The organism is Amycolatopsis magusensis (assembly GCF_017875555.1).
GTDB lineage: Bacteria > Actinomycetota > Actinomycetes > Mycobacteriales > Pseudonocardiaceae > Amycolatopsis > Amycolatopsis magusensis.
In genome coordinates this window covers 4,465,964-4,479,637 of sequence record NZ_JAGGMS010000001.1, presented here as the reverse complement: position 1 = coordinate 4,479,637, position 13,674 = coordinate 4,465,964, and the positions used below count along the sequence as shown (strand labels likewise).

Genomic DNA, 13,674 nt, shown 5'->3' with positions numbered 1-13,674 from the left:
ATGGCCGAGCACCACGTTCCCGAAGACCTGCCGTCGAAGATCCAGCACTACATCGGCGGCGAACTGGTCGACAGCGTCTCCGGCAAGACCTTCGACGTGCTCGACCCGGTGTCCAACCAGACCTACGTGACCGCCGCCGCCGGTCAGGCCGAGGACGTCGACCGGGCCGTCGCCGCCGCGCGCCGGGCGTTCACCGAAGGCCCGTGGCCGGGCCTGCTGCCGCGGGCGCGGGCCCGCGTGCTGAACAAGATCGCCGACGCGGTGGAGGCACAGGACAAGCGGCTGGCCGAGCTCGAGACCTTCGACACCGGCCTGCCGATCACGCAGGCACTCGGGCAGGCGCAGCGCGCGGCGGAGAACTTCCGCTTCTTCGCCGACCTCGTCGTGGCCCAGGCCGACGACACCTACCGCGTGCCGGGGCGGCAGGTGAACTACGTGCACCGCAAGCCGATCGGCGTCGCCGGGCTGATCACGCCGTGGAACACGCCGTTCATGCTGGAGAGCTGGAAGCTCGCGCCCGCACTGGCTTCCGGCTGCACGGTGGTGCTCAAGCCCGCGGAGTTCACCCCGCTCTCGGCCAGCCTGTGGGCCGGGATCTTCCGCGACGCCGGCCTGCCGGACGGGGTGTTCAACCTCGTCAACGGTTTCGGCGAGGAAGCGGGTGACGCGCTGGTCAAGCACCCCGGCGTGCCGCTGATCTCGTTCACCGGCGAGACCACCACCGGGCAGCTGATCTACCGCAACTGCGCGGCCTCGCTCAAGGGCATGTCGATGGAACTGGGCGGCAAGTCGCCCGCGGTGGTGTTCGCCGACGCCGACCTCGAAGCCGCCATCGACTCCACCCTGTTCGGGGTGTTCTCGCTGAACGGGGAGCGCTGCACCGCGGGCAGCCGCATCCTGGTCGAGCGCGCGATCTACGACGAGTTCTGCCAGCGGTACGCCGACCGGGCGCGCAACATCGTGGTCGGCGACCCGCACGACCCGGCGACCGAGGTCGGCGCGCTGGTGCACCCCGAGCACTACGAGAAGGTCATGGGCTACGTCGAACTCGGCAAGTCCGAGGGCAGGCTGCTGGCCGGCGGTGGCCGTCCGTCCGGTTTGGACACCGGGAACTACGTGGCCCCCACGGTGTTCGCCGATGTACCGCCGACCGCGCGGATCTTCCAGGAGGAGATCTTCGGGCCGGTGGTGGCGATCACCCCGTTCGACTCCGACGCCGAGGCACTCGCGCTGGCCAACGACGTCAAATACGGCCTCGCGGCCTACATCTGGACCTCGGACCTGACCAGGGGGCACACCTTCGCGCAGTCGGTGGAGGCGGGCATGGTCTGGCTGAACTCGCACAACGTCCGCGACCTGCGCACCCCGTTCGGCGGGGTCAAGGCCTCCGGGCTGGGGCACGAGGGCGGTTACCGCTCGCTCGACTTCTACACCGACCAGCAGGCGATCCACGTTTCGCTCGGCCCGGTGCACACCGCCCGCTTCGGTTCCGTCCAGAAGGGACAGTCATGACCACCACCCCGCCGGACGTGCTCCGCTGCGCCTACGCCGAATTCGTCGTCACCGACCTGGCCGCTTCCCGCGCGTTCTACGTGGACGTGCTCGGCCTGCTGGTCACCCACGAGGACGAGGAAGCCATCTACCTGCGCGCCTTCGAGGAGTACCTGCACCATTCACTGGTCCTGCGCAAGGGTCCGGTGCCCGCGGTGGCCGTGCTCGCCTACCGCGTGCGATCCGAAGCGGATCTCGCGCTCGCCGAGGCGTACTACCGGGAACTGGGCGTGCGGGTGGAACGGCGTCCGGCGGGCGCCACCCGCGGCATCGGGGAGGCGGTCCGGGTGCAGGACCCGCTCGGCTTCCCGGTCGAGTTCTTCCACCACGCCGAGCACACCGAGCGGTTCACCCAGCGCTACGACGTGCACGGCGCGGGCGCACTGTCCAGATTGGACCACTTCAACGTGTCCACCCCGGACGTGTCCGCCGCGCGCCGGTACTACGAAGGACTCGGGTTCCGGGTGTCCGAGGACATCAAGGACGACGACGGCACCGTGTACGCGGCCTGGATGTTCCGCAAGCCGACGGTGCACGACGTGGCGCTGACCGGCGGCGACGGCCCGCGCCTGCACCACATCGCCTTCGCCACCCACGAGCGCAGCCAGATCCTGCACCTCTGCGACCACCTCGGAGCGCTGCGGCAGCCGGGCATGATCGAACGCGGCCCCGGCCGTCACGGGGTGTCGAACGCGTTCTACCTCTACCTGCGCGATCCGGACGGGCACCGCATCGAGATCTACACGCACGACTACTACACCGGCGACCCGGACAACCCGGTGATCTCCTGGGACGTGCACGACAACCAGCGCCGCGACTGGTGGGGCAACCCGGTGGTGCCGAGCTGGTACGCCGACGCCTCCACCGTCCTCGACCTCGACGGCCGGCCACAGGAACTGCACGCCCGCGCCGAAGCCCGCGAAGCGGACGTGACCATCGGCGCGGACGGCTTCTCCTACACCGCCGCCCAGGAAGGCTTCAAACTCGGCCAGCAGGTGTAGGCCTCGTTCAGGGGACCTTGGCTGCCTGCGCCCTGGCGACCGCTTCGGCGTGGTCCTCCGGGAGCAGGTAGCCCGCGTCCCGTGCCTTGTCCGCCGCCGCGGTGAACTCGGCGACGTAGGTGGCGTGGTCCGGGTAGAGCTGCACGAGCCGCGGCGGCGCGAACGGGGTCGTGGTGCCCAGGATCAAGCACGCGCCCGGCACGTTGCCGCCGGTGTTGTGCGGGCTGTAGGTGGCGATCGGCGCCTCGAAGTCCGGCAGCCGGATGCCGCCGAGGGCGTTCTGGTCGGCGTCACGCCGGATGATCAGGCCGAGCAGCATGTCGATCGGCGGGGCCGTCGGCGGCGCGGAACCGGTCCTGGCCCAGCGGTGGAGGTGGTCGTAGGCGGCGTTCTGCGCGTACCGGAAGGTCATGCCGTTGACCGGCTTGTCGCAGTAGGTCGGCGCGCCGCCGTTGATGCCCTTGTCCCTGGCGTTGGCCGCGTTGTAGAGGTCCAGTCCGTACTGGTCGGCGTGGCCGGTGCCGGCCACCTCCCAGGTGCGGACCTTCTCCGTGTCCTGGCGCACCGACGCGGACAGGATCACGTCCGTTTCGGCCTGCAGCACGAAAACCGGCACCGGGAGGTCGGTCCGGACGCGGGTGTTGACCGGTGGCAGCCCATCCGCGATCGGTGCCGCGCCACCGGCCCGGCCGTGCACGAGGAAACCATCGAAGGCTTTGCTGCGCGGCTGGACGGCGTTGGCGTAGGTGGTCAGCCGCGTCGCCGACTGGGAGTGGCCGCTGGCGAGCACGACTTCCGGCGCCCGGCCGCCGACGAGCTCCGGGTGCGCGCGGACCGCGCTGGCGGCCTGGGTCAGGATGTCGTAGGACAGCGCGTCGTCGCTGATCGAGACGCCCGGGTACCGCGCGGGGTCCAGTTCGGTCAGCTTGTCCGCGCCCACCTGCTGCGCGGTCAGGCCGACGTAGGCGTACCCCTCCCTGGCGAGGTATTCGTAGGACTGGGAGAGGTCGACCGGGATGTCGACCCCGAAGCTGACGTTCAGCCACTCCACCACCACGGTGCCGTTGAACCGGGCCGGATCGGCGGGCCGCTGCACGATCATCCTGGTGGTGTACGGGTTCCCGGTGCTCGACACCTTCGTCTTCCAGACCCCGTCGGAGGTCCAGGCGCCGTCCTGGGCGTAGGTCTCCGCCGCGCCGGAGAGCAGGTACTCGCTTTCGGTGTAGCCGAGCCGGACGAGGTCGACGATGCCTTCCGCGCCGCTGACCGCGTGACCGTGCCCAGCCCCGGCGGGCACCGGTTGCACCACAGGCGCGGGCGCCGCCGACGCCGGTGCCACGGGGATCAGGCAGATCGCCAGCGTGGTGGCCAAAAGCAGGGCTCGTGCGCGTTTCATTCCGCCTCCCGAGGTGTGCTGCTGGGAACGGGCGCGAAGTATCACAGCGCGTTCGTCACCGGCACAACACGCGGCGACGCGCTCTGTGACCACGGGACGGATTTCGCCGCGGGCTTTCGTGCGCGGGTGCCAATCCGCACAGGGGTATCGCAGGGGTGCGCTGTCAAGATCCTTTCGTCGTGAGCCGGACGGGCGGTCATTCTCGGCCGAACCAGGTCTTTGCCTGGTGATTCATTGACAGGATGTGCGTGACATCGACACGCTGCGGCGTCACCTTCCCTGCCATGAAAGGTGTTGCTTGACTATGAGATTCCGTCTCGCCCTGCCGATGCTGGCCCTGCTGGCCGGCCTCGGCACCACACTGGCCGCTCCGGCGGTCGCCGATCCGGGGCCGGTCACCGCGGAGGACATGTCCGCCGCGGACGCCTGCTACACCTGGGGGCGCACGCTGTCCCAGGGCGCGTCCGGCGACGACGTGCGGCAGTTGCAGATCCGGGTGGCCGGCTACCCGGGCTACGGCGGCGTGCTGGCCATCGACGGCCAGTTCGGCGCCGGTACCAAGGCCGCGGTGACGCGGTTCCAGCAGGCCTACGGGCTCGGCGCGGACGGCATCGCCGGTCCCGCCACCTTCACCAAGATCTACGAACTGCAGGACAACGACTGCACGCCGGTCAACTTCAGCTACGACGAACTGAACAACTGCAACTCCGACTGGTCCGGCGGCAACGTCTCCGCCGCGACGGCCAAGGCCAACGCGCTGGTCTCGATGTGGAAGCTGCAGGCGATGCGGCACGCCATGGGCGACAAGGGCATCGTGGTCAACGGCGGCTTCCGCAGCGTCGCGTGCAACAACGCGGTCGGCGGCGCGACCGGCAGCAGGCACCTCTACGGCGACGCCGTGGACCTGGGGGCGGGTTCGCAGGGCTTCTGCGGGCTGGCCAAGCAGGCGCGCAACCACGGATTCAGCGAGATCCTCGGGCCGGGCTACCCCGGCCACAACGACCACACCCACGTGGCGCACCGGTCCGGCCAGTTCTGGTCGGCACCGACCTGCGGGATCTGATCGGCTGAGCGTGCCGCCCGTCGCCGGGCGGCACGCTCACCTCACCGAGCAGTCAGGAACCGTCGGCGGTGTAGATGGCGCTCGGGGTGACCACCCAGAGCTGCCCGTCCGGCCCGGCGACCTCGTCGCGGGTGCGGCCCAGTTCGGTGTAGAGCTTGCCGCCTTCGCCCGCGGTGTTCAGTTTGAACGTCCCGCCCTTGAGCGAAGCCATGTACAGACTGTTCTTGTAGTAGGCCAGCCCGCTCGGCGTCGCGGTGGACGTGGGCCAGGTCTTCACCGGGTTCACGAAGGCCGGGTTGTCGCACGGGCCCGAGCAGGTGGGCCAGCCGTAGTTGCCACCCGGCGTGATCCTGTTCAGCTCGTCGACGTCACTCGGGCCGATGTCGGCGATGTACAGGTCGCTGCCCGCCCAGGTGAGCCCCTGCACGTTGCGGTGCCCCTTGGAGATCCACTTGCGACCGCCGGGGTTGTCCGGCGCGGCGTTTCCCGATTTGTCGACCCGGAGCACCTTGCCGCCGAGTGAACTGTCGTTCTGCGCGTTCTCCCCGGTCTGGCCGTCGCCGGTCCCGGCGTAGAGGTACCCGTCCGGCCCGAACCGCAGCCGCCCGCCGTGGTGGTACTGGCTGCCACGGGGGATGCCGGTGACGATCGGGGTGGGCGCGGAACCGAGGGTGAGCTTGGCGATCCGGTTGTCCGACGCCGAGGTGTAGTAGACGAAGACGGTCTGGTCGGTGGCGTAGTCCGGGGACACGGCCAGGCCGAGCAGGCCGCCCTCCGCGGTCACCACGGCCTCCGGAATGGTCTGCACCTCCTCGACCGCGCCGCCGGAGATCCGGCTGATGGACTTGGCGTTGCGCTGGGTGAACAGCGGCGTGCCGTCGGGCAGGAAGTCGACCGCCCAGGCTTGGTTCAGCCCACCGGCGACCTGTTTGATCGCCATCGGCCCGACTTCGGCGGTGGCGGTCGGGGACAGCAGACCGGCGAGCGCGACCACCGAAGTGGCCGCGGCGAAACGGCGGCGCAGGGACATGGACTGCTCCTTCTGCAGTGACCGATGACATCCGGCGGCGGTGCCGTGAATCGAACCAGCATAGATGGTTAATCGCACACCACCATTCGGGCTATGTGGCCATCCGTCCGTCCACGGACACAAATGTGGCTTTGGGGGCCGATTCCGCCCCCAAAGCCACATTCGTGTCGCCTGTCCCTACGTGAGTCCTAAGCGGGCACCTGCCACGACTGGTTGCCCGAGCCCGCGCAGTCCCAGATCTGCAGTCGCGTGCCATCGTTCGAGCTGGGACCGGTGGCGTCCAGGCAGCGGCCCGAAGCCGGGTTGCGCAGGGCGCCGCCCGAGGTCTGCCACGTCTGGGCACCCGTGCCGTTGCAGTCCCACAGCTGCACCGGGGTGCCGTTCGCCGTGCCCGCGCTCGCCACGTCGAGGCACTTCCCCAGTGCGCGGAGGGTGCCGTCCCCCACCGTCCACTGCTGGGCCGGGCTGCCGTTGCAGGTCCACAACTGGACCGCCGTGCCGTTGGTGGTCGCACCACCGGCCACGTCGGCGCACTTGCCGCCGAAACCGGTGATCGCCCCGGTCTTGCCGCCGCCCGAACCACCCATCGCGGTCTCGTAGATGGCGCTGACCAGCGAGGTGCTCCCGGTCGTGTCCTGCGACAGCTCCCAGTTCATCATGCCGCCGGCGTTCGCCATCGCCCACTGCGTCTTCCGCTTGATCGTCGGGATGCCGTTGTAGCACTGCTGCGCGCCGTTGGCGGTGACGCAGTCGCGGTTGGCGTTCGCCGGGTCCATCGCCACCAGCTGCGCGTAGGTCAGGTACCCGGGACGGCTGTAGAACGGCACGCCCAGCACGGTTTTCGCGGCGGGCAGCCCCCGGCCCTTCCATTCGTTCGCCGACGCGATCGACCAGTCGTAGTTCGCGTGCGGGCTGCCGCCGTCGTAGGCCATGATGTTGAGCCAGTCCACGTACCCGAACACCGCGGGCTGCACCCCGTTCGCGGTGCCACCACCGGAAACCACCGCCGCGGTCAGCAGCTTGCCCCGGCTGTGCATGGCGGTGCTCAGCTGCTGCATCAACGCGGTGAAATTGTTCCCCGAGGTGCCCGGATCCGGGTACTCCCAGTCGATGTCGACCCCGTCGAGGTTGTACTGGTTCACCACGCTGACCACGCTGTTGACGAACGTGGTGCGGCTGCCCGAATTCGCCGCGAGCGCCTCGAACGCCGAGTCGTTCCCGTCGTTCCAGCCACCGATCGCCAGCGAGACCTTGACGCCGTTGTTGTGCCCCTGCGAGACCAGCGAGGACAGCTTGCCGGGATCGGGCACGGCCTGCAGCGTGCCGTTCGCATTCGGCAGCACGAAGGCGTAGTTGATGTGGGTCAGCTTGCCGTACTGGATGCTGTTGACGTTCCCGGACCACGACGGCATATAGCCGACGCTCCGGAATCCGTTCGGCAGCACCGTGGCGCCGGCCGCGGGCGCGGCTGCGACAGCGACCGACAGGCCGGTGGCGACCGTCGCGGCGGCCAGTGCCGCCGCGCCCCACCGTCGCCGGGGAGAGGTTGAAGGCATGGACGAGTTCCCTTCGGATCCCTGCGGCGGCGGGATGGTCTAGACCTTACTCCCGGAGGAAGCGCTCGGCCAGAGCCGTCCCGGTCAATCCCTCGCGCATACCCGCGGCGGTGTAGGCCGCGAACAACTCGTGCGGCGCCTGGTCCCAGTCCAGCGGGCCGAGCGGCGGTTCCGGGTCGTACTCGATCCCGAACTGCACCCCGCGCGCGATGTCGTCCCCCGCCATCCTCCCCACCAGGTGCAGCGCCATGTCGATGCCCGCGGCCACGCCGGCGGCGGTGAGGAACTTGCCGTCCTCGACCCACCGGTCCCCCACCGGCTCGGCGCCGAACTCCGCCAGGAAGTGGCGGTGACTCCAGTGCGTGTTCGCCTTGCGCCCCTCCAGCAGCCCGGCCGCGCCGAGGATCAGCGAGCCGGTGCACACCGACGCCACCACCTCCGCGTGCTCGGCCGCCTGCCGCAGGTAGGCCAGCAGCCGCTCGTCGGCCGCCGCCCGCCAGGTCGGCGCCAGGCCCCCTGGCACCACCACGATCTCGGGCGAGGGCACGTCGGCGAAGGTGTGGCTCGGCCGCACCGACAGCGGCGTGTCCGTCTCGGTCACCTCGCGATCCTGCCCCACCACGACCACCCGGTACCCCGGCGAAATCCCGGCCAGCCCGGTGAACACCTGCAGCGGCCCCACCAGGTCCAGCAGGGTCAGCCCCGGGTACAGCACGAACGCGATCGTCTTCGGTTCAGTCATGCCGCCCACCATGGCCACCACGACGGGCCCGGCGGCGGCCGATGTCCGTAATCCTGCGAACCGTGTCGGTAAGACATCCGCTGCTAGGGTCGCGCCATGGCGCCCCGGCAGATCCTCATCGCGGCCTTCCCCCAGGCGGAGCTGCTCGACATCGCCTGCCCGTCCGACGTGTTCGACGCGGCCAACCGCCTGCGCTCGAAGCCCGCGTACGAGATCCGGCTCGGCGGGCTCGACGGCAGGCCGATCCGCTGCCAGTCCGGGATCACGCTCACCCCCGAGGTCCGCCTGGACCAGGTGACCGGGCCGCTGGACACGCTGGTGGTGGCCGGCGGGCTCGGGCACCTGTCCGCCGCCGCGGACGGGCGGGTGCTCGCGCAGCTCCGCCGCCTCGCCAAGGCCAGCAGGCGGGTCGCGTCGGTGTGCACCGGCGCCACCCTGCTCGCCGCGGCCGGGCTGCTGACCGGCCGCCGCTGCACCACGCACTGGGCCGACGCACCCCGCCTCGCCGCGCAGTTCCCCGACATCGAGGTCGACCCGGCGCCGCTGTACGTCCGCGACGGCGAGGTCTACACCTCCGCCGGGGTGACCAGCGGGCTGGACCTCGCGCTGGCGCTGGTCGAGCAGGACCACGGCCCGTCGCTGTCCCGGCAGATCGCCCGCCACCTGGTCGCCTACCTGCAACGGCCGGGCAACCAGGCGCAGGTCAGCATGTTCCTCACCGCACCTGCGCCGGAACACCACGTGGTCCGGGACCTGACCGCCCACATCGCCAGCCACCTCGACACCGACCTCGGCACCCCGGCGCTCGCCGCGCGGGCCGGGCTGAGCGCCCGCCAGCTGTCCCGGCTGTTCGACACCCACCTCGGCACCACACCCGGCAAGCACGTCCGCCGCGTGCGCACCGAGACCGCGGCCCAACTGCTTTCCACCACCGACCTGCCACTGTCCGCTGTGGCCCGCCGCTGCGGTTTCGGCTCCACGGAGTCCCTGCGCCAAAGCTTCCTGGACCACTACGACACCCCGCCTTCGGCCTACCGCCGCCTGCACCGGGGCGGACAGCAGGCGCTCGCCTAGACTCACAGCGCAATCCGGCAGAGGGGGCGCAGGGTGTCGAGCACGGAGCCACGGAAACCGGTGGTGCTGAAGTTCTTCTGGGTGGCGGTGCTGCTCGGTCTCGCCGGCGCGTGGTTCACCCTCTGGCCGCTGGTGGAGAGCGCCGGATACTGGCAGATCGACCTCGAGGTCTACCGCAACGGGTTCACCGCCTGGCGTGAGGATCGCGACATCTACGGCGTGATGCCGGAAACGCAGATCGGCAACCCGCTCCCGTTCATCTACCCGCCCTTCGCGCTGCTCGCCTTGCTGCCCTTCGCCGCGCTGCCCTGGTACACCGCGAACACGTTGCTGGTGCTGGCCAACTTCGCGGCCATCGCGGCCACGGTCTACGTGGTGGGCAGGCACGTGTGGCCCGCGGGCGGCCCGCGTGGCGCGATCATGATCGCCGCGCTGGTCACGCCGCTGAGCACCTACCTCGAGCCGGTCGGCGACACCTTCTCCTTCGGCCAGGTCAACCTGCTGCTGATGGGCCTGGTCGCGGTCGACTGCCTGGCGCCGAAGGCCTGGTGGCCGCGCGGGATCGGGGTCGGCCTCGCCGCCGCGGTCAAGCTCACGCCCGCCGCGTTCGTGCTGTACTTCCTGCTGCGCAAGGACTACCGGGCGGCGCTCGTGGCCGCGCTGACCGGCGTGGCCGCCACCGCGGTGGGTTTCGTGGTCGACTTCGCCGGTTCGGTGAAGTTCTGGACCGGTGGCTCCGACGGGCTCGCCGAGGTCAGCGGCTCACCGTTTCGCACCAACCAGGCGATCGAGGCCGCGCTCGCGCGGTTCGGCCTGTCCCCCGCCGACGTCACGGTGTGGTGGATCGTGCTCGGGCTGGTGCTGCTCGGGGTGACGATCGTGGCCATGCGGCGCTCCGACCCGGCCCCGGCGCTGATGGCCAACGCCGCGCTGGCGCTGCTCGTGTCGCCGACTTCCTGGTCCCACCACTGGGTCTGGGTGGTGCCCGCGCTGGTGGTGATGCTCGCCTACGTGGTGCGCCGGGTGGCCGAAAGCTCGCTCACCGCGATCGGCTGGTTCACCGCCGCGCTGCTCACCACGGTCGCCTTCATCGTCGCGCCGTTCCACGAACTGCCCGGTTACGGCGACAAGGAACTGCTGTGGACCACCGGCCAGCAGCTCGCCGGGAACATCTACCTCATGCTGGCGGTGGCGTTCCTGCTCTGCCTGGCGTTGCCCGCGCTCACCGGGCTCAGGCACGCAGACGCGCTCGATCGCGCTGCCAATCGCTGACCGCGCTCAGCCCGGCATCGATTTCCGCGCGCAGCAAGGAAATCTGCTGAGCGGCGACCTCCGGGCCGAGCAACCGCGCCCCGGTCTCGGTGAACTCGGCCAGGGCCTCCCACGGGGAGCCCGCCAGTTCGCCGCAATTCTCCCCTTCCGGTGGTGGCTCCAGGTTCTCGTCGAGCCCGGTGATGCCCGCCGCGATCAACGCCGCGACCACCAGGTGCGGTTGCGCGTCGGCTCCGGCGAAGCGGAACTCCAGGCGTGGGTTGTCGTCCCCACCGGCCACGCGGATCGACGCCGTCCGGTCGTCGGTGCCCCAGCGCAGCACGCGCGGGGAGAACGGTCCCGTGCGCAACCGGACGTAGCTGTTCCAGGTCGGCGCCCAGATCGGCGTGAGCGCCCTGGCTTCCCGCAGCACCCCCGCGAGGAACGCGTCCAGCCGGTTCGGCCGCCCGTCCACAGTGGACAAGGACAGGTGCACGTGCCCGGAGCTGCCCTGCCCGGGCTCCTCGGCGGCCAGGTAACCGGCCGTGACCCCGTGTTCGGCGGCGGCCTGCCGGATCAGGAAATGTTGCAGCAGCGCGTCATCGCACGCCGCCAGCGCGTCCCGGTGACGCAGCACGATCTCGTACTGTCCCGGGTGGCATTCGGCCCGCGCGGACTCGACCCCGAGCCCGGCCAGCAGTTCGGCGGCCGAGGTGAGCACCGGCCGCAGGCGTTCGGTGCCGCCGAGCGCGTAGTCGACGGGGTGCTCGGTCAGCGGTTCGCCATCCGGACCGCGGAAGGTGACCTCGTGCTCGATGCCGACCGACGGCACCAGCCCGCGTTCCTCCAGCGCCGCCAGCTGCCGGGTGAGCACGGTCCGCGGCGCGATCTCCACCGGCGACCCGTCCGGCCATTCGACATCGCAGACCACCGCGAGCGCACCGGGAACCGGCGTCAGCGTCGCCAGGTCCGGGCGCATCCGCAGATCGCCGAAGCGGTCGGCGTACCGGCGCAGCGACTCGTCCAAAGTGGACGGTACAGCGCGGTGGACGTCCCAGACGAAGACGTACGAGCAGACGCCGTAGCCGTTGGCCAGCACCTCCTCGGCGACGAACCGGCCGTCCAGCTCGACCGCGGCGAACCGGGCGTGCGGGTCCGGCACCAGCAGCAGCACCCGGGGCACCTCGCCGAGGCCGTCCGGCACCGACGCGGCGGCCCGCCGTTCGGCCAGGCTGCGCGGCCCGACCGGCCGGGGCGCGCCGATCACCAGGCGCCGGCCGGATCGGGACCGTGCAGCGGGTTCGGCGCCCGGCCCCACCGCACGTCGAACTCGTCGTCCCGCTCCACCTTGTCGAACCCGCCACCGGCGAGGTGTTCACGGTTCAGCGTGACCCGCTCGACGTCCGGCGCGAACAGCGAGCACGCGTCGAAACGCGCCGCCAGGTCCGGATTCGCCTCGCGGAACCGGTTGACCACCTCGCGCACCAGCTCCCAGAACCGGGTACGCGGCAGCGCGAGCTCGTCCAGCAGCACCTCGGCCCAGAACCGGAACTGGCCGGAGAACACCGAGCTGAACAGCGACTGGGCGAGCAGGTGCGCGGGCCAGCGCAGCATCTCCTCGGCCGCTTCCGGCGCGAGCTGGGCGTACACGTCGACGTCCTCGTCGAGCAGGTCCACGCCCTGCGCGAAATCCTTGATCGCCACACGCAGCGGCACGCCGTCCTGGTCGACGATCAGGACCAGATTCTGGCCGTGCGGGCAGAAGCCCACGCCGTAGCGCAGCAACCACTGCAGCAGCGGGGTCAGCAGCAGGTCGAACACCTTGGCGCACCACTGTTCCGCCGGCAGGCCGGAGCGCCGGATCAGGGCAGCGAGCACCGACTCGCCGTCCGGCCCGCGATACGGCAGCGCGGCGAAGGACAGCGCGTGCTCGCCCTCGCCGACGCGCTCGCGCAGCGGCTCCCGCCACAGCGCCCCGAGCGTTTCGTGGAACCGGTACGGCAGTTCGTCCAGCGCGCCGAACAACGGGTGCCGGACCGAAACGCTGGCGACCTCACCCAGCAGCTCGAACCGGTACTCCTCGGTCAGCATCGGATCGGCGGCGCTGACCTGCTTCAGCCAGGCGGTGATCGCCGGACCGGCCAGCGTGGCCGCCGAGTTCAGGCCGCGGTAGACCAGCGTGTTGCGCACCGAGACGGCCGTCTTCACGTCGCGGCGGCCGGGCCTGCCCACGTTCGCCAGTGTCCGGACCGTCTGGTGTGGACGGTAGTGGTCGTGGCCCGGCCCGAGGTCGATCAGCACCCCGGTGCTCAGCTCGGCCGCGTAGAGCGTGCCGATGATCTCGTCGGCCTGCCACGGGTGCACCGGCACCCAGAGGTAGTCCGCCGGATCGCCGTGGACCGCCACTTTTTCGGTGAACTCGGCCCGCAGGTCGTGGTCGAGTTCCTCGGCCAGCAGGCGTTCCTCGCTGAGTTCGCCGACGCAGCGGAACTCGGCGTGGTCGCGGTGCACGGCGAACCAGCGCAGCATCACGTCGGCGCCGGACTCCGGGGAGTACCGCTCCCGGTCGGCCGCCGAGAAACCGACGCGGCCCTTGTTCAGCACCAGCCGCGGGTGGCCGGTCAGGTGCCCGTCCGCCAGGTCGTAGTCCATTGTGGACAGCGTGGTCGCGGTCGGCGCGTTCGCCAGGCGGGCCGCTTCGTTGGCCACCGTGGAGGTCAGCTCGGCCAGCACGTCCGCCAGGCGGAGGCCGCTCAGGCCGAGCGCCGCCCTGGCGTCCACGACCAGGATCCGGGGATCGTCCGCGGGCGCGGACTGCTCCGCGATGCGCACCGCGCTACCCGTCTGCACGGTCCACGCGTCGAACGCCCCTCGCCGCGCGCGGAACTCGTAGCGCACCTCCGGCAGCGTCAGCACCCAGCCGCGGTGGCCGGCGTCGGATTCGGCCGGGTCGGCGGGTTCGGGCCGCAGCAGGCCCTCGTAGGACAGCTCCCCCAGCATCTTGTGCACG

At 70.8% G+C, this 13,674-nt stretch carries 11 protein-coding genes; 5 read left to right on the top strand and 6 right to left on the bottom strand.

All coding sequences use genetic code 11. The features are described 5' to 3' along the window. Both hpaE and hpaD read left to right on the top strand, forming a co-directional pair. A complete protein-coding gene (hpaE, locus tag JOM49_RS20115) occupies nucleotides 1-1,512 on the top strand; it encodes a 5-carboxymethyl-2-hydroxymuconate semialdehyde dehydrogenase (RefSeq protein ID WP_209665809.1) in 1,512 nt (503 codons plus the stop codon). After that, nucleotides 1,509-2,552, top strand: a complete 1,044-nt coding sequence (hpaD, locus tag JOM49_RS20110) for a 3,4-dihydroxyphenylacetate 2,3-dioxygenase (protein ID WP_209665808.1) — start codon at nucleotides 1,509-1,511, stop codon at nucleotides 2,550-2,552. The genes hpaE and hpaD overlap by 4 nt, the downstream gene beginning before the upstream one ends. 7 nt (nucleotides 2,553-2,559) lie before the next feature. Here hpaD and JOM49_RS20105 read toward each other — a convergent pair whose 3' ends face one another. Further along, nucleotides 2,560-3,948: an alpha/beta hydrolase domain-containing protein gene (locus tag JOM49_RS20105; RefSeq protein WP_209665807.1), complete on the bottom strand. Its 1,389-nt coding sequence runs from the start codon at nucleotides 3,946-3,948 to the stop codon at nucleotides 2,560-2,562. A 304-nt stretch (nucleotides 3,949-4,252) separates the two neighbouring features. On the opposite strand from JOM49_RS20105, the gene JOM49_RS20100 reads away from it, so the two are divergent. Continuing rightward, a complete protein-coding gene (locus JOM49_RS20100; RefSeq protein WP_209665806.1) occupies nucleotides 4,253-5,011 on the top strand; it encodes a D-Ala-D-Ala carboxypeptidase family metallohydrolase in 759 nt (252 codons plus the stop codon). 52 nt (nucleotides 5,012-5,063) lie between these two features. Here the strand turns inward: JOM49_RS20100 and JOM49_RS20095 are convergent, their stop codons facing one another. The 3 genes from JOM49_RS20095 to JOM49_RS20085 all read right to left on the bottom strand — a co-directional run bounded on the left by JOM49_RS20095 (nucleotide 5,064) and on the right by JOM49_RS20085 (nucleotide 8,339). After that, entirely contained in the window at nucleotides 5,064-6,041 is a 978-nt protein-coding gene (locus JOM49_RS20095) for a PQQ-dependent sugar dehydrogenase (protein ID WP_209665805.1), read from the bottom strand. Between the two features lie 188 nt (nucleotides 6,042-6,229). Beyond that, a complete protein-coding gene (locus JOM49_RS43050; RefSeq protein ID WP_245369387.1) occupies nucleotides 6,230-7,597 on the bottom strand; it encodes a glycosyl hydrolase family 18 protein in 1,368 nt (455 codons plus the stop codon). A gap of 46 nt (nucleotides 7,598-7,643) precedes the next feature. Next, entirely contained in the window at nucleotides 7,644-8,339 is a 696-nt protein-coding gene (locus tag JOM49_RS20085; protein WP_209665804.1) for a DJ-1/PfpI family protein, read from the bottom strand. 96 nt (nucleotides 8,340-8,435) lie between these two features. Between JOM49_RS20085 and JOM49_RS20080 the strand changes: the two genes are divergently transcribed. Together JOM49_RS20080 and JOM49_RS20075 are read left to right on the top strand one after the other, a co-directional pair. Continuing rightward, complete coding sequence (locus tag JOM49_RS20080) at nucleotides 8,436-9,413, top strand: GlxA family transcriptional regulator (RefSeq protein WP_209665803.1); 978 nt, start codon at nucleotides 8,436-8,438, stop codon at nucleotides 9,411-9,413. Nucleotides 9,414-9,446: 33 nt separating this feature from the next. Continuing rightward, the gene (locus JOM49_RS20075) at nucleotides 9,447-10,685 is read left to right on the top strand and encodes a glycosyltransferase 87 family protein (protein ID WP_209665802.1); all 1,239 of its coding nucleotides are present in this window, start codon (nucleotides 9,447-9,449) and stop codon (nucleotides 10,683-10,685) included. Here JOM49_RS20075 and JOM49_RS20070 read toward each other — a convergent pair. Both JOM49_RS20070 and JOM49_RS20065 read right to left on the bottom strand, forming a co-directional pair. Further along, nucleotides 10,645-11,931: a type I glutamate--ammonia ligase gene (locus tag JOM49_RS20070; RefSeq protein ID WP_308158800.1), complete on the bottom strand. Its 1,287-nt coding sequence runs from the start codon at nucleotides 11,929-11,931 to the stop codon at nucleotides 10,645-10,647. The two genes, JOM49_RS20075 and JOM49_RS20070, sit on opposite strands and share 41 nt — an antisense overlap. Next, nucleotides 11,928-13,664 carry an IucA/IucC family protein gene (locus JOM49_RS20065; protein ID WP_209671394.1) on the bottom strand — a complete coding sequence of 579 codons (1,737 nt, stop codon included), beginning with the start codon at nucleotides 13,662-13,664 and terminating at the stop codon, nucleotides 11,928-11,930. The genes JOM49_RS20070 and JOM49_RS20065 overlap by 4 nt, the downstream gene beginning before the upstream one ends. Between the last annotated feature and the right edge of the window lie 10 nt (nucleotides 13,665-13,674).